The sequence below is a fragment of the Acinetobacter sp. ACNIH3 genome, assembly GCF_002918965.1.
GTDB lineage: Bacteria > Pseudomonadota > Gammaproteobacteria > Pseudomonadales > Moraxellaceae > Acinetobacter > Acinetobacter schindleri.
Genome location: NZ_PQLP01000054.1, coordinates 1 through 15928 on the forward strand (window position 1 = coordinate 1; position 15928 = coordinate 15928).

Below are 15928 nucleotides of genomic sequence, written 5' to 3' on the forward strand. Positions count from 1 at the left end.
AAAATCCTACAAATCGCATCAACACCATATAAGTCTTTATTGTTATGGATGAAATCCACCATTATTTGTGTGGGCGGTCGAGCTCCGCCTGGGCGAAAAAAGCGGCTGCTTTACGTAGAATTTCATTGGCACGCTTTAATTCTTTAATTTCACGTTCCATTTGCTTCATTTTTTCTTGATCAGATATCTGTTGTACTTTAATAGGATTTTGCTGATCTAAATGCTTTTGATGCCAGGCACGAAGTGTTTCAGGAGTACAACCAATCTTAGGCGCAATTGCTGTGATTGCAGCCCAAGTAGAAGGATAATCTTTTTCAGATTCAATCAATAATTGAACCGCTCTTTCTCTGATTTCAGGGGTATATTTTAATTTTGTCATCGGGGTAGTCTCTCAGAATATTGACTCTCCGACAAACCCGGTACGGTTCATATTTAACCAAATGGTCTGACTTACCAAGAGTAGGATAAAAACATGCACTTATTTAAATTAACTGACGAACAACTCGCACAAATTCTTATCCCGAAACGATTTGTACCACCTACTCCACCTGAACATGAAGGCAAGAATATGGTCTATGTATTTGATAGTGAGGATAAGTTTGAACTGACTTATGATGAGCTGGTGGAAATCATTAGCAAAGCTAGAATGGCTGGTCCGAAGTTGATACCTGTCTTAGGCACCGTGAATTAAATTGTGCAGTGTTCGCACGCCACTTGAAACATAACTTGATTGGAAATGAATTTGGGCTGAGAAAAATTCAGTTCAAATTTAACCTGACGGGCACACTAAAAAATGGGTAATTGTCAGATCGAGTTTGGACTACAACACTTTAGCTCATCGATTTACCATACCGCTAATCTTCACACCATTTTCGTAAATCCAGCGATCAAACTGTGATACTACATTCCGCTTATTAATCCAAGTCAGCATGGTGCTTTTCATAAAGGCAGTTTACTTATAAACAGGGAAATTTCTAAACAATTCCCCTTTAACATGCTTAGGCTATTTGATCCAGAGTTCATCTTTTTGCATCATTTTTAACATTAAATTAAATATAACCAGCGGAGTAACATTTTTTTTGTTAGAGCCGACAACTCTTTGAAAACTAAATTTAACGGTTCGCTCAGGAGCATCCAAATTAACTGGGTAGTTTTGTTTTTCTAAATACAGATGATCTCCTAACATTGGCTCTATACCAGTAATAAAATTAACAATTTGTTGCTCATCACCTTTCATTCGGCATTGAAAATGTAGAAAATTCTTACGCAGTTTTCCAAATAATAATAATATTTTAAGCGCCTTAACCATGTTCTTTTCTTTCAGTGCATCTTGCTGCCTATCATCTTTATAATGAAAATCAAGGAGAGGAATTATTTCATCTGGACGAGTCAGTTTTTTAGCCTTTTCGTAAAGTTCATCAAACCAACTCTCTTCTAAATTCTTACTATAAACATAATTCGTTTTTAAATTAAATTTTTGGCGATCCATCCATTTAGTGCTCATCCATTGACATCGTTGCATCCATTCTTGAGCTTGGGTATCTTCGCTTAAACGACCTTCTCTAAAACTTATCAAACGTTGAAAAGGTGTCAGAGTACTCTTCTCTATACTAAACTTCTTTTCTTGTCGGCCAGCCATCGTAACTGGCTGTGTTTGCTGATAAGAATTAAACCATTTCTGCTGCTGAGTATAACGATTTAGGTTTATGTAGTCTGTACTTGACTTCACTGGACTAAAACACTGTTCTAATACTTTTTTTGAAATGATACACGGCGAATTATAAATTCGATCGACTGCTAATAAATCCAAAACATGAAGGTAATTTGAAGCCGTTTGCTCAATACTGCTATGCCCCATCCAAGAGGCGAGCACCTGCCATTTATGTTGAATAATCTCTTCTTGAGCACGTGCTTTCATACCAAACAATAAATCCCTCATCTTTTTTGCTTTTACCCAAGGACAATCTGTGTAGGTCTTGATCATTTCTTTTGAACCGAGCAAAGTTATTGCTAGATAGTTAGCAGCACTGTGGCGTAATGTATGAAAACTAAAGCCATGATGCATACCTAATATTTGACTAAACAAATCTACTGTAATTTTGCTGATACATTGATCAGTTAATACACGATGATTCACACTAAAAAGTAGATCATCCTGCTGATTAACCAAATATTGCTCATAACGATGTTGTATGTAACGTTGTACTACTAAAAACTCATGTTCTGACAATGCAATTTTCAATGGTATTTGACGATTCGCACTTCGCGTTTTCAGACGGCGATATGAATTGTCTTGGATATGAAGCGTGATATTATTAAAAACTGTATTTTCTTTTTCTTTATAAAGTAGCTCTGGGCAAATAATATCTTGTATTTTAAGACAACGAACTTCATTTAATCGAAGTCCAGTTCTATAACTTAGTAAATACATCAGCTTTAAACAACTCAGATGATCGACCCACTCTGATGCCGTTGGCTCTTGACTTAAATTTTCTAGTTTTTCCAATAATTTGCCAAATAGCAAAGGACTCACTAGCCGTGCATTGCAAATTTGTAAATGCTTAAAACTTGAATTCTGTAACACCAATACCCCTGGAGCATCATAATTCTCTATACAGAATTGATGAAAATCTTTTAGGCGACCAAAACGGTATTCTGCGCTTTGGTGCATCTTACGAGAGGTTTTTCCTTTCACCGAATCTCGTTGAACTGCTTTTTCATCACGTTCACTGCTGTATTTCAATAGCTGCCGATATAAATCCTCATAGTCATCTATGGATTGTTGCTTTAAATCTAATTTATTGAGCCAAATCTCAAATATAAATTCTTTGCCAAACGATCCTAAGTAGCTTTCAATAGTTGATAATTGAAGCCCTCGTTTTTTTAAATGCATTAACCAGTGAATTAAGCGTAGTTGAGCATCAATTAAAGACTTTTCCTCCGTATTAGCATCAACTATCTTCTCCTCTAACACCCTTCTAGTTTCTTGCCAAAAACGTAGCGTGCGTTCTTCTTTATTCCTCTTTTTATCTAAACGCTCAACTTTTTGACCTTTACGTTTCTTTTGACCAAACAACATCAACTCATACGGAATCGTTTGTAATTTGCTTTGAACAGTCGGAACTTCAGGAAGTAACTGCTCTTGTTCAAAATGAATAGGGCGATTATCTGGTTCTGTGACTTGATTGTAATCATTATTCCACAGCAATCTAAATTCGGATGGCCTTAAAGCAACAGTATTAATCTCTTGCTGAAGCACATTACTCAAAAATATATCTATGCTGAGGTTTGGATTAAATTCGAGTACCATTTGCACATCATTAAATGCACGAAATCCACGGCGTTTAATTTGATATTGCAGATCCCCAAGACTTTTTTTCCTGCCTATCTTACTCAAGCTTTCTAAAATACAATCTTCAACTGAATGTTGCAGACAAAATTCTTTCTGAGTAGCTTTCAACTTTTTTAAATATTGCAAAATGAACTGCGCATATGGGTTAAAAAAAACATGTTTCCATTGGTACAACTTTCCCTGTTCTACATCGTTGCCATATTGAGAGTTTTCAACACGATAATGTAGTAACAATGGATTAGTGATTTTTTTGTAGTCCGAATGGTATAACCGAAAACAATTCAGATCTGTACCAAGCTCAATGGCCTCCTGCAATTGCTTCTGAATAGCAATCAAATGCTGTTCATCTGCACAGCCTGAAATATATATAAAACTTAAGCATAAATTTCCCCATAAGTACTTTGGTTCATTCCAATATTCAAATGAATCTTGCCAATACTGCCTTAATTCCTTAAGTACATGGATATGTAGATGCCCCTGTTCTAACCGTGACTCTGTACTCTCAATTTTTCTAGGCAGTACGATCCGTTTAGTATGTGGATTTAGCTTAATTCTGTATGATTTTTTATCTACATTCTGGTTGAATTGCTTCCTTCTTTTATTAAATTCATCTTCAGTAAATTGCATCAGTTTTGATTGTTCGTCTCGGCTCAACTTTTGACTCAAACAATCAACACTATCTTTAATGTCATGCCATTTTTCAGCGATCTGCTGATCAAGTTTTTGCTGCATTTCTTTCGTCAATACTTCAGGTGGAGAAGGCTGTCTATCTAGCGACTTTTTCACCATTTTATGAATATCAACAAATAGATCATCTAGTTGTGGTTTTATTAGTTCTTTGATTTTTTGCATACAACTATTTTCGCTCTAAGTGTTTAATCGATAAAGATTTGACATTATCTTGCAATTGCTGGCGGGCTTGCTGTACATAGACATTCGGGATAAGTGAAGAATGCGGATGAAAAGCCTCTCGGTCACGTTGGTCATGACCATACAGGGCCTGAATTAAGTGAAAAGCTAATGCTGGTTTACCCTCTTGCTGCTCATGCATCAAAAAGTTCATGTCAAAATGACGTAACCAATTCGAATACATATTCTTTGGAAAGACTCCTTGCATATATGAATTCACCCATTTTCTCGATAAAGGGATTAACTTAATTTTCCTGCTCTGCCATTCTTTGACAGTTATCGGCAAGATATCTTTACTAAAAATGACCTTACCAAAAAGATCATTTACAGTTATCTTCTTCTTTGCAAAGACTTGTCTAAAAAATGAACCGTACGCTTCAATAATTTGTTCTAAAAAGGCAGTGTAATTTTGCAGTGTTTTTATGAAAAAATCAGATAAAGGGATAAAACGACCATCTTTTCTTGCTTTACTATTTTTTTTATCATTCACATATAAAAGCTTGAGCTCAACACAATAATCATCCAAATTCCCCAACAGGTTTTTTTTAGGCCGACTTGCCAAACTCAACAAACTGATATGCCACATCCAACACGCATATGCATTAAGTTGATTAATAATGTGCTTATCTTCTTGGATGTTTTCGTGACAATGTCTATGTAAAATATGGAATTGCTCTTTCACAAAATTGGGTTCAAGTGCCAGTTGGCTCCCTATCCTTCCTATAGATAATGCAGATTGCACTTTGAATTGTTGTTGCAATATTTTTAGTTCAGCCGTGTCTTCAGTAAAATGTGTGGAATGTGGTGTAAGTGCTTTTTCTAAAAAGGCTAGATATGTGCTACTGAGTTGAGTTTTCGGTAGCCCGCCATAATAGATACCAGGCATGTGATGCTGACTATCCCGCCCAGCAATTACATGAGCAAGATATTCATTATATGTTTCATAATATATATGAAAATATAATTGAGCCTGCAGTTTTTCTACAGTGATCGAACCTACAAACCGATTATCAAGCCAATTCTTAAGTTTCGTATTAATGTGTGTTGATGAAATTAGTGGATTCGATGCTTGTTCTATATAGTCAAACCAAGCAGAAGGTAAATGTAGTTGATGTGTCATCACTTCATTCCACCGCACATGATTTAAGCTCTTAATCTTCTGCTCTGTAATTTTAAGATTTAATTTGAGTAAATATTCGCGACGTCTACTTGAACCATTCTGGATCAAAATTCCATCTTGAATAAGCTCGTTAAAATCCATCAGTGCGACGGGTGATAATCCCGTCAAAAGTGACAATAAACATGCTGCAGCGATTGCAGCATCCCTCCAGTGCCCGGATAACTCGGTTCTCAACACATAAACAATTTGCTTCAGTATATCTGGCGCCAAATAATGTGGATTTGTAACAAAAGGAGCATGACGGCGTTGGCGATGCCGCATTAGATGCGTCGCATTATCGCTGAGTATATAATTTAAATTTTTAGACTTTTCATCTTCTGAATAAAACTCCATTTCAGGATCTAATAGATCAACTTCACCCTCTTCATCTTTGTGAAGAGCGGCATCATAAATACTGATCTTTGCGTTATGTCCAATATCTACTTGCTTACCCGTTTTAATTTCACGAAATTTTTTGAGTTCATTTTTCGTCGGCCATTGCAAAACTTTACTTTTTTTTGACTTACGCTGACGATGAACAACACGACGATCATCAAGTCTTTTAAAAATTATTAATAGAGCCGATAAATACTCTATGGCTTGTACTTGTTTGAAATCTTTAATATTAAAAAGTTGATTACGATCCTCCTTTTTCAAGTTACGTTCGTACATGACATAGCGATTTAGTAGCTCACTGCATTCTTGAAATAATTCAGCATGATTAGAATCCAGAACATATCGTGATACATAGCGAAAGAGATCACAAACATGTTTTTGCTTATTCTCAGCTTTATCAATTTTTGCAAATTCTTGATACTGCCGATATGTTAAAAAACTCGCTTGTAGAATCAAATAACGTTCAGACGACAGCTCTTGAGTATTACTAGTAGTCGGGCATGCAAAATAACTTAAAGAAGCTAGATAATAATATTTACCTAATTGTCTAGAACTAGATATATAGCCATATATCTGTTGTGCTTCCTTATATAGAGCATGGGCTTTTTCACGTAAATCATCTGATAGATCGACAAATTGTGTATTCACAACATGATTGCGTAATAAACAATAATCTTTTTGGAATTTTTCTGCTAAATCTAAGAATTGCTCTTCTGTTTCAATCTTTGGCATATTCGCTTTCGCTTAATTTTTTATCAAATTGCATTGGTTAAATTCATTACGATCTGAACAATTTGGTAAAAGTTGATCTTTTATTGAACTCTTTGTCAGCTTAAAAAATCTAGCAAAAAATTTAGCATCCAGCTCTTTCTGAGCTTTTCTCTCAAAGCACAAGTGTTGCTGTGATTTTTCGATAAAATCATCAAGATTATGTATCAACTGTAAGATTGCAACATAATTAGAATGTACACGTAAGCATGGCTCCGTTTGCATTAATAGCAATATTTTTTGCCAAATTTTCACATAGATTATTTTGAACTTTGCTTGTACTACTACTTTCTGGCTCTGTTTAATCTTTTTGATTTTCAGTAGTTCTGAGTTAATTTTTACTATCTTAAATTGAACATTTTGTCGCTCAAAGCAAAAGGGCATGATAAATTGCCCCATAAATATCTCTATATTTTTTACTAAATAGTCAAATTTTAACATTTTTATCGATATAAAAAATGAGCATATCTTTGTATATTAAAATTCATTTAATTTATCAACTAAATTTTCTCAAAATTACAATTATCAACAAATACATATGGTTTACTTATCATGGGTGGTCTAAATTTTAAAAATTCTTCCACTTTTTTTTAGTTTTCTGTTATTACATGAAACAATACCGTTGTATTACATTTTGAAATGCTGTGTATGCAGCATTGATCAAAAAGATTCTCTGCTATACTTACTTCACGTGTAGCATCAATGGAGTTTCGAAATGCTCAGAACCACTGAACAGAAAAAAAAATATATTCAAGCGACACGTGCGCAAAACTATCAAGCCAGCCTAAAGCTTGAAGGCATTACAACGACAGCTCAAACAACTCAACAAAGTAAAGCTGAAATCTTGCAAAAATATAAGAAGTATTCGCAACCCGAAACTTAGTCAGGTGCATGTATGGATAAATATGGGGAAATGGGTGACAGCCTGTATTGTTACCCTGGCACAAATATCCTAAAGAACAAACTCAATATTCATGATGAACAAATTTTAGAATAAGCTGAACTAGAACTGTCTGGATTGGCAAGTAACTTAATTGAATATGCTGAACCACCTTACGACTTACAATACTTAAAATCAATTCATGCGCAGCTCTTTGGCGACTTATACGACTGGGCAGGAAAGTTAAGACAAATCGATATTTCCAAAGGTGACACCCGTTTTTGTAATTTTTCCCGTATTGAAATTGAAACCAATAAACTACTCAAACCGCTTCAAGAAAAAAAATACTTTCAAGGCTTAGCACCACAACAACTGATTCCTCAACTTGCCGACTTGTATTGTGAGCTTAATGTCATACACCCATTCCGTGAAGGTAATGGACGTACACAACGGATTTTCTTTGAGCATCTGATTGCTCATTGTGGTTATGGTATTGATTGGTCTCGCATTGACTCTCAACAACAATGGATTCAAGCCAATATTGAAGGTTTTTATGGTAATTTAAATCCATTAATTAAGATTTTTGAAATATGCTTTATTCAAAATACCTAAAATTTAAGTAGTCGAAGCCCACAATCCTTAATGAGCCATCATCTTTGCTTCAATCCACTGATTAATTTCCCAAATAAACCAACAATCACGATTCTTAGAAATCTTAATACTCTTCGGGTAATTTAGGATCGTAATATTCAGATTACTTATCCAGAATTGAATAGATCGTTAACTTAGATAGACTTTTAAGCAATGTAACTTGCCGCATGTTTATCAACATATGTCTCAAAAAAGTCTGCCCATACATAGATTTATGGCGTTTAGTGCTTAAATTTCAGATTAATCTTCGTCTGATGACCTGAATGGATGTTACAGATTACATGCAGGTGAATTACTCTGTGGCTGTATCATGGCTTTTGTGCAATCCAATCCATTTGATCCGAATGTTCTCTTTTGCAATAAAGCAGCCTCTTCTGCTTTTCCTGAACCAACGAACTATGTCATTGATTTGATTCAACCGACAACAGTGATGCTGAATCAAATCTCCAAAGAAGGGATTAAATGCAAGAAATGTGGTAAGAAAAAGATAGGGGATGGAAGTTATTATCCGTCTAATTGGAACCAGCCCATGAGTCGAGATCAGTTGAGTAAGAATCATTTTAAATGAATAAGAGAAGGATGGCTTACCTCACTTCTCCGAATAACAATGCTATGCTTTTCAACCAAGGTTATAAATTGGCAACTACATTTCATTCTTCTTCATGCTGGTCCTATAGCCTGTAGACAATTACTACATCATTTGCATTCAATGCTCAATACAGCCTGTCAGCAGAACCGCAGCGATACTTTTTTTCGTGCATACATGTAGTGTTTAAATCCATTCATTTTTCAATGATCCTCTGCCGTTTATCACATTTATGGTCGATCTTTAACCTTGTGAAAAATGCACATACCGATCCCTTCAAACTGTCAAATTTATGTATGCATGACATTTAAAGAAAATTATCTGATCAATTTTTTTAGGTAAAATTCATCAAGAAAAAAGTTATTATTATTCATAACATCACCAATAACCACATAAAAACAATAATTTAATAAATTATTCTTCCAATTTTTTTATATTTAGTGTTATTACCTCTAAATCCATGTTTACCACCTTCTATTACATAAGTAATTTAGAAGTATCCACGATATAAATTGCTTGCCCTCACACCTCTCCCCTCTCACGCCCAAAAAATTTATACTGAAAGGCAGATTAAGCCCGTTCGAGTTACATATAGCCGCATGCTATATTGAAAGCATTAAGAAAATATCCTCAATATTTATAGGATTTTTAAAGTATGAACTAATTTTCGAAGAACCCTTTCTAAGTAATGTGACCTATTAGTGCAAAATACTGGATAAAACGACCACCCATTCCTGTTCCTGCCATACCAGTCAATCCTGTTCGTGCTATACCACTTTAATTATAATAAAAGGGAGAATGGTATAGACCAAAGCTCCCTTAACTGAATAAAGTTGCCCTTATTGAGAGTAGATTTTTTCCCGATAAGATCGACCAGAAATTTCTAACTCGTATGAACGATGTAAAATGCGATCCATAACTGCATCCGCAATCGTTGGATCTTGGAATTGTTCGAACCATAATCTTTTCGGAACTTGGCTGGTAATGAGCAAGCCACCATTTTGTGATTGCTTATCAATGATTTCCAAAAATGATGGAGCTAAAGACTGATTAAAACCACCTAATCCAAAATCATCAATAATAAGTAATTTCACAGAACATACCTTTTTCTTAAAATCTTTGATTTCACCTAATGTGATTGCACTGCTAATTTCATCGAATAGGCTTATTGCATTAAAATACATAGCACTATAGCTGAGATGACAAGCTTCTGCACCCAAAGCACAGGCTAACCATGATTTACCTACACCTGTCGCCCCAGAGATAATTAACCCTCTGCAATCACTGATCCACTCACAATTTGCATAACGAGAAATATCAGCCTTTTTTATCTTCCGTTCAGGGGCATAGTCAATATGCTCTAATCGTGCAGTTGGGTAACGAAACTTTGCAATCGAAAAAAGTCTTTCGATCCTTCTATTTGTCCGATCATTTAATTCTGCGTCTAGGCAAAAATCTAAAAAATCTTCAACGCTTTTACCTTGAGCAAGCATTTGATCTAAAGAAACCTCTGCTGTACGCAAGAAGCCTTTGAGTTTAAGCTGCTCTAATTTATCTTTCACAGATTGTTTAAGCATGAGCAACTCCAGAATTTTGTAAATAGTAATCAGCACCGCGGATATTATGGTGGGATGTTGGAATATGACTTAATGCATCTGACAAAGGTTGTTGCTGGATTTGATAAGCACTGTTTGCAATGATGCGTTGTAGTCGATCCACAGCATAAATTTGTCGTTGTGATGCAAAATCACAAGCCTCTTCAAGACAATGGGACTTTTGATTGTCAACTACCCATTTTCTCAACTTGTTCAATGATTTAATATTTCTAGAAAGATCACGTTTTTGATTTAAAATATGGCATACATACTGTGAAGTATTTGGGCCAGCCCGATTTGCCCAATAAATAATTTCATCTTTTGATAAACCTTTTTGAGTAAGGTGTGTAGGTGACATATGTTCATCAAGACATATATCTTGGCGAATACCGTAATTAATTGCATGTTCCGCAATTTTTTCACGCTCATAAAAGATATGTAGTGTTGATTGAGTAACTTTGAGATCGACATGCAAATGTATATGGGTATAAGGAACTGAATATTGATTCCCATCATATTCAACTCGATAGAATTCACTCACCCGCACATGTCTTTTCCATGAACAGAGTTCATAAGGATAAAGTGGTAATGGTGATATATCCTTGCTATCCAGCGACAAAAACTGTTCGTAGCGACTGATGGTAAAACGTCGAGTTGTTTTTCGATTGATGATATCCATCTTTTGCTGAATGGCTTGGTTTAATTCTTCAATAGAAAAGAATTTTTGATTTCGTAATGAAGCAAGTACTGCACGTTGCACAATCTGAACACTGACTTCAGCTAGACCCTTATCTTTTGGATGACGAGGACGAGTTGGAATAATTGCAAAATCATAATGTGCAGCAAAGTCTTCAAAATCTTTTTGAAAGATTAAGCCCGTCTTATTATTTTTAATGACTGCTGATTTGAGATTGTCTGTGATTACGGTTGCAGGAACACCACCGATATGATCAAAAGTTTTGATAAAACATTCAAGCCAATGCTCCACCCTTTGACTTGGCACAGCATAAGCAAATGTATAAGCAGAAGCCCCTAGAACCCCTACAAATACTTGAGCATAGCTCTTTGACCCATCTACAGGTGAAGTAATTTCCATTGTTCTACCACAGAAATCAACAAGTAAAGCCTCACCACTCTTAAAAGTTTGGCGCATTGACGCATGTTTTTTATTGCGAAAATGATTTAATACATGGCAAAAACGAGAATATGAAAGACCTTCTTTATATTGAGCAATATATTCTTGCCAAAGGAGTTCCAGAGTCATATCCCGCTTTTTGAGCTCTTGATTGATATATTCAAAATCAGGATAGATTTTTCGTGTTGGGTAAGTTGGAGTGCGTGAAATCTCAAAATAATCCAACAACTCCAGATTAGTAAATAAATTAAGCTCACTATTATCAATCGGAAAAAGTGTTAATTTATCAAAAATCGTTTTTACAGAACTGCGGTTAGTCCGAGCCTGTATCGCTGTTGACCTTTGGCTATACCCAAGATTAAGTAGTCGAACAATTTGCCTAATTTTATCTGTTTCAATACGCATAGGAATGGACCTCTTTGGTTTAAAAGAGGCAGAAAGCACTGCGTGAACATTGATAAATCAATCGATGTTCAATACAATGAAGTTGTCTTGACGGCAAAATTAAGACAACTTTAGAGACTCATGTACCCGCATGAGTCTCTATTATTTCTGCCGTATTTAGTTATCTTTCATCTGTTGTACATCGCTAGGAATTTGCAAAAATTGCTTTAAAATAAAGTTAATTTGAGCATTCATGGATCTTTGTTGAGCAATAGATTCTTCCTGTAATTGCTTTCTTAAATGAGCAGGAATACGAATTTTAAGCTGAGCAAGTTCATGAGTATTGGGGTTCATAGAAACCTCTTTGGACCACATTGGTTTAAATATTTTAAACCAATGTGGTTTATATATCAATATATAAGGTCCATGTTCTATGAGTCTATTAACTGATTCTCAAGTAAAACTCAGAATACCCACTGAATTAAAACAAAGAATTGAAGCTGAAGCACAAGATGCAAAACGTTCAATGAATGCAGAAATTGTGTCACGTCTTGAAAATAGTTTTAATTTTAAAAAGTTAGATGCAGAGAATGGGAATACTATATTAAGTCCTTACCAACTTTTAGATCGTAAAAAAGAATTATCAGATAGATTAGTTCATGCTATTCAATGGGCGAATTTCAATAACTTTCGAGAGTTAAAATATTCACATATTGCAGAACAGCTTGGGTATGAAACAGCAGAAATCTTTTTGGATTGGGTACAAGGTAAACATGAACCTACATTTGTTGAACTCAGAAAAATCGCTGAATTCTTAGGGGTAGAGCAAGATTGGCTGGTGCATGGTGATGGCTATCCAACACCACATTCTTCCTTCGATGCTTCAGGTTCACCTGAGCGAGATATTCTAGAGCTATTTCAAACAGAAGGCATCTCTGATCATGAAATTTTTATGAGCAAAGTTAAAAAGATTCACTTTGTAAGGAATATCTCCCCTGAGGGTGAGTTAGTGATTGTTCGAGAATATAAGAATGAGAAAGTAAATGTATTGGAAACTCGAGCTCATATTTCTACAGTAATTGGTGATGGTGGGCGAAGAATGCTGCAAAATTTTGCGAGTTTATGGGCTCACCTTTATGATAGTCCTCACCGTAATTCAGTACATAGTTATTTAATGAAGAAAGAAAAATTTAATGAGCTTCGTAAACTATACACACACCCTTTAGCTCTCCTACACCATACTCAACCATCTTATTGGTGGGAGGAAATTTGGAGAAAGCAGCCAAGTGCTCACACTGCACAACTATATGAAGGCCAATGGTCTGATTGGTTATCTACTGTTCATGTTGCAAGTGAAGGAATTAAAGATACGAATTCATAATCTTGATAGGTAAAAGTAATAAATTTAAATACTTTTCAGATTTTTCTTAAGAAATAGTACCGTATAACAGCCAAATTAACTAAACACTAAAAAGAAGTTAGCGGTATATTTTTAAATATCAAATACTTAATACCAGTAGTTATTTAATTAAAACAACGTTATTGGTGATAAATTTATTTGTCTATTAACTGGTTCTGTTTACAAAACTTGCTAAATTAGAAAATCTCCCTCCCATCCAAATTTAGCTTATATCTTGGGTGTGAGGTCTACCTATGGAAATGTCTGATTCTGCTTGATCATTACAATTGGAATTAAACCAAATGGAAATATTTCCACGGTTGATGGAGGCTTGACTGTATGAGGATGAATTAGTGGTTTTGTAGCTGTTTGGGGAGTGTGATTCATGCCTTAGTAAGGAGCAGCAACAAAGCTATGTAATGGAAATGAAGGAAGTCAAAGAAAAATAACTTTTATTGAGAATGATTATTGACTATATTTTTTTTGTGTTTATTATGTAATTTTTATAGGTATAAAAAATTATGTCTTATAACTCTGAAAAGAAATTAGTTAAATTGTATTGTGGAGATAAGATAAAAATCTACTTTTTATTAATTCTAAATCTAGTTTTTATTAATAATTTAGCTATAGCAAATACTACTCAATTGCCAGTTATCAGTGTGAAAGCTACTCAAGATAACTTTGGTTGTACGACTTGTTTAAATCAATTTCGAGCTTATGATGCTCCAGGTACTAGTATTCCTTGGGTACCTCCAGTTTTTATACTTCCAACAATAAATAGTAACTCTTCTGCTGAAATAAATTGTGATAAAACGAATAATCCAATTACAATAAGTAATGGGCAAAAAACTCAAAAAGAAATTGATTTTACCATGAAAGGTGAAATGCCCTTAGAGTTTATTCGTTTTTATAACTCAAGAAATTCCGGTGCTTCAGATTTTTCGAAAAATGGTAAGTGGAAACATAGTTATGATTATAAATTATTACGAGATGACATTGGTAGTTTTTATAGACAAAACCCTGAAGGTATTATTGAGCTAGTCAGAGATCATAATAATAAAAACACTGCTGTTTTAGCTAATTTTGATGCAAAACTTGTTGAGGATGAAGACTTTAAGAATATTTTTAATATTAATTATACGCTAACATACAATGACGGAAGTGTCGAGGTATATCATGGGGGGACAGGAGAAATTTTAAAAAAAATTAACTCTCATGGCGTGGGGTGGACTTTTAAATATAATTTATCTAGAAATAGTGACTTTATTTATGTTCTTGATACTTTGAATGTAATACATACAAGTGGCAAAAAAATAACTTTAAAGTGGTCGGGGGATAAAATAATTAGTGCAACAGATGCTAATAATAATGTATATAATTATTCTTATAATGGTGATAGGTTGGAGAAGGTTCATTATCCAGCTAATAATAGTGTAAAAACTTATCATTATGGAGAGAATGGGGCTGAAAGCCAAGTCTTAACTGGAATATCAGTTGATGGTAAAAGATACAATACATACTATTATAACGGTAATCAAGCAATACAAAGTGGTAGAAGCGATGGAACACAAACGGATAAATTAACTTTTGGTGGTAACTATACAATAGTTACTAATGCCCTAGGGGCTATTTCAAAGTATATTTATACTGATAATAATAAAAATAAACTTGCTAAGATTGAACGTAGTGGCGTAAGCAATTGCCCTAATAGCAGTGTATCAACTACTTATGATAGTAATGGTTATATTAGTTCTAGTACAGATTGGAATGGTAATACAACAGAATATACAAGGGACGCTACTGGTAAAGTTACACAGCAAATTACAGGTATAAAAGGTACAGATCGTAGTCGAATCACGACTATTAAATATCAATGGGCACCAGCTTCTAATCTTTTAAGTAAAATAGAACGCTACGGTAGTTACAATAGTATAAATAATCAGCCGATTGATGAAGTCGTTTATGAATACTATCCTGTGACACATCTTGCTAAATATAGAATTAAAAGCGTTAAGCAATGTAGTAAGCAGAATACAACCATTTGTAGCATTACAGGTTATGGTTATACCTTCCATAGTAATGGTATGCTCAAAGATGTAGCAATCAATAACAATGGAAAAACAACAACATATAATTATGATGCAGTTGGAGACTTGACCCAAACAAGAAATGCTCTGGGACACATCACCAGTTATAGTAACTATAATGGACTAGGGCAAGCCGGTAAAATCACGGATGCTAATGGTTTAGTTACTGAGTTTACTTATGATGCTCGTGGGCGTATCACAATTGAAAAAGAAATCTTAGCCAGCAATCAGGTTCGTACAACGACTTATCAATATGGTGCTTTTGGGGTTACCCAGATTGAACGTAATGGTATGAGGGAAACCATTAATTATAATGATAATGGTACCATTGCGAGTATTACCCATGGTGTCGGAAATAGTATCACTAGCGGACAGTATTTTACTTATTCTAAATTGGGTAAGCTGGGCGAATTCAAACATGAGGTGCGACAGTTTGAAAAGTCTTATGATAATCAACAAGCTGAGCAAATTTCTCTAATGGTGTAAGCCAATCTAACGCTTTTCTAGGACGAGTATTCAGTGACATGGCAACTTGATTTAAATAATGCTGATCTGCCTGATTTAAATCAATCCCTTTAGGTAAATATTGCCTAATTAAACCATTCATATTTTCGCATGTGCCTTTTT

General features: G+C 34.7%; 13 protein-coding genes, 2 pseudogenes and 1 other annotated feature. Of the genes and pseudogenes, 6 read left to right on the forward strand and 9 right to left on the reverse strand.

Annotation, left to right across the window (positions count from 1 at the left end; all coding sequences use genetic code 11):
- Window positions 1-104, reverse strand: a sequence feature (AL1L pseudoknot). This feature is flagged as partial in the annotation.
- Window positions 1-379, reverse strand: a pseudogene (locus tag C3420_RS14680) (transposase); the annotation flags it as partial. It overlaps the preceding feature by 104 nt.
- Window positions 380-472: 93 nt before the next feature.
- Here C3420_RS14680 and C3420_RS14685 point away from each other — a divergent pair.
- On the forward strand, window positions 473-691 hold the full coding sequence (locus tag C3420_RS14685; RefSeq protein ID WP_000550047.1) for a hypothetical protein: 219 nt from the start codon (window positions 473-475) through the stop codon (window positions 689-691).
- A 144-nt stretch (window positions 692-835) separates the two neighbouring features.
- Here the strand turns inward: C3420_RS14685 and C3420_RS17940 are convergent, their stop codons facing one another.
- The 4 genes from C3420_RS17940 to C3420_RS14705 are packed head-to-tail and all read right to left on the reverse strand — an operon-like array spanning window position 836 to window position 7025.
- A complete protein-coding gene (locus C3420_RS17940) occupies window positions 836-943 on the reverse strand; it encodes a hypothetical protein (protein ID WP_372551473.1) in 108 nt (35 codons plus the stop codon).
- Between the two features lie 60 nt (window positions 944-1003).
- A complete protein-coding gene (locus C3420_RS14695; protein ID WP_002046149.1) occupies window positions 1004-4204 on the reverse strand; it encodes a site-specific integrase in 3201 nt (1066 codons plus the stop codon).
- Between the two features lie 4 nt (window positions 4205-4208).
- Window positions 4209-6548, reverse strand: coding sequence for a hypothetical protein (locus tag C3420_RS14700; protein ID WP_002058482.1), 2340 nt, complete (start codon window positions 6546-6548; stop codon window positions 4209-4211).
- 12 nt (window positions 6549-6560) lie between these two features.
- On the reverse strand, window positions 6561-7025 hold the full coding sequence (locus C3420_RS14705; RefSeq protein ID WP_000911011.1) for a hypothetical protein: 465 nt from the start codon (window positions 7023-7025) through the stop codon (window positions 6561-6563).
- A 274-nt stretch (window positions 7026-7299) separates the two neighbouring features.
- On the opposite strand from C3420_RS14705, the gene C3420_RS14710 reads away from it, so the two are divergent.
- From C3420_RS14710 to C3420_RS14720, 3 genes and pseudogenes are all read left to right on the forward strand, one after another.
- Window positions 7300-7467 carry a YhfG family protein gene (locus tag C3420_RS14710; RefSeq protein WP_002125865.1) on the forward strand — a complete coding sequence of 56 codons (168 nt, stop codon included), beginning with the start codon at window positions 7300-7302 and terminating at the stop codon, window positions 7465-7467.
- Between the two features lie 12 nt (window positions 7468-7479).
- Window positions 7480-8076, forward strand: a pseudogene (locus C3420_RS14715) (putative adenosine monophosphate-protein transferase Fic).
- A gap of 349 nt (window positions 8077-8425) precedes the next feature.
- The gene (locus C3420_RS14720) at window positions 8426-8683 is read left to right on the forward strand and encodes a hypothetical protein (RefSeq protein ID WP_004726728.1); all 258 of its coding nucleotides are present in this window, start codon (window positions 8426-8428) and stop codon (window positions 8681-8683) included.
- Window positions 8684-9540: 857 nt separating this feature from the next.
- Here the strand turns inward: C3420_RS14720 and istB are convergent.
- The 3 genes from istB to C3420_RS14735 all read right to left on the reverse strand — a co-directional run bounded on the left by istB (window position 9541) and on the right by C3420_RS14735 (window position 12169).
- Window positions 9541-10278, reverse strand: a complete 738-nt coding sequence (gene istB / locus C3420_RS14725) for an IS21-like element helper ATPase IstB (protein WP_103800880.1) — start codon at window positions 10276-10278, stop codon at window positions 9541-9543.
- The gene (istA, locus tag C3420_RS14730) at window positions 10271-11836 is read right to left on the reverse strand and encodes an IS21 family transposase (RefSeq protein WP_103800881.1); all 1566 of its coding nucleotides are present in this window, start codon (window positions 11834-11836) and stop codon (window positions 10271-10273) included. The genes istB and istA overlap by 8 nt, the downstream gene beginning before the upstream one ends.
- 156 nt (window positions 11837-11992) lie before the next feature.
- Entirely contained in the window at window positions 11993-12169 is a 177-nt protein-coding gene (locus tag C3420_RS14735) for an Arc family DNA-binding protein (protein WP_121980311.1), read from the reverse strand.
- A 79-nt stretch (window positions 12170-12248) separates the two neighbouring features.
- Between C3420_RS14735 and C3420_RS14740 the strand changes: the two genes are divergently transcribed.
- Window positions 12249-13196 (forward strand): Arc family DNA-binding protein, encoded by a 948-nt coding sequence (locus C3420_RS14740; protein WP_103800883.1) that lies wholly within the window; start codon window positions 12249-12251, stop codon window positions 13194-13196.
- A 539-nt stretch (window positions 13197-13735) separates the two neighbouring features.
- Complete coding sequence (locus C3420_RS14745) at window positions 13736-15787, forward strand: DUF6531 domain-containing protein (protein ID WP_103857244.1); 2052 nt, start codon at window positions 13736-13738, stop codon at window positions 15785-15787.
- Here C3420_RS14745 and C3420_RS14750 read toward each other — a convergent pair.
- Window positions 15714-15928 (reverse strand): hypothetical protein (locus tag C3420_RS14750; protein ID WP_031991246.1); only part of this gene is annotated, 215 nt, incomplete at its 5' end. The two genes, C3420_RS14745 and C3420_RS14750, sit on opposite strands and share 74 nt — an antisense overlap.

Coding starts and splice junctions, on each gene's coding strand:
- C3420_RS14735 (WP_121980311.1), bottom strand. CDS start 12,169: ATGAACCCCAATACTCATGAACTTGCTCAGCTTAAAATTCGTATTCCT.
- C3420_RS14745 (WP_103857244.1), top strand. CDS start 13,736: ATGTCTTATAACTCTGAAAAGAAATTAGTTAAATTGTATTGTGGAGAT.
- C3420_RS14700 (WP_002058482.1), bottom strand. CDS start 6,548: ATGCCAAAGATTGAAACAGAAGAGCAATTCTTAGATTTAGCAGAAAAA.
- C3420_RS14705 (WP_000911011.1), bottom strand. CDS start 7,025: ATGTTAAAATTTGACTATTTAGTAAAAAATATAGAGATATTTATGGGG.
- C3420_RS14720 (WP_004726728.1), top strand. CDS start 8,426: ATGGCTTTTGTGCAATCCAATCCATTTGATCCGAATGTTCTCTTTTGC.
- C3420_RS17940 (WP_372551473.1), bottom strand. CDS start 943: ATGAAAAGCACCATGCTGACTTGGATTAATAAGCGGAATGTAGTATCA.
- istB (WP_103800880.1), bottom strand. CDS start 10,278: ATGCTTAAACAATCTGTGAAAGATAAATTAGAGCAGCTTAAACTCAAA.
- C3420_RS14710 (WP_002125865.1), top strand. CDS start 7,300: ATGCTCAGAACCACTGAACAGAAAAAAAAATATATTCAAGCGACACGT.
- C3420_RS14695 (WP_002046149.1), bottom strand. CDS start 4,204: ATGCAAAAAATCAAAGAACTAATAAAACCACAACTAGATGATCTATTT.
- C3420_RS14740 (WP_103800883.1), top strand. CDS start 12,249: ATGAGTCTATTAACTGATTCTCAAGTAAAACTCAGAATACCCACTGAA.
- istA (WP_103800881.1), bottom strand. CDS start 11,836: ATGCGTATTGAAACAGATAAAATTAGGCAAATTGTTCGACTACTTAAT.
- C3420_RS14685 (WP_000550047.1), top strand. CDS start 473: ATGCACTTATTTAAATTAACTGACGAACAACTCGCACAAATTCTTATC.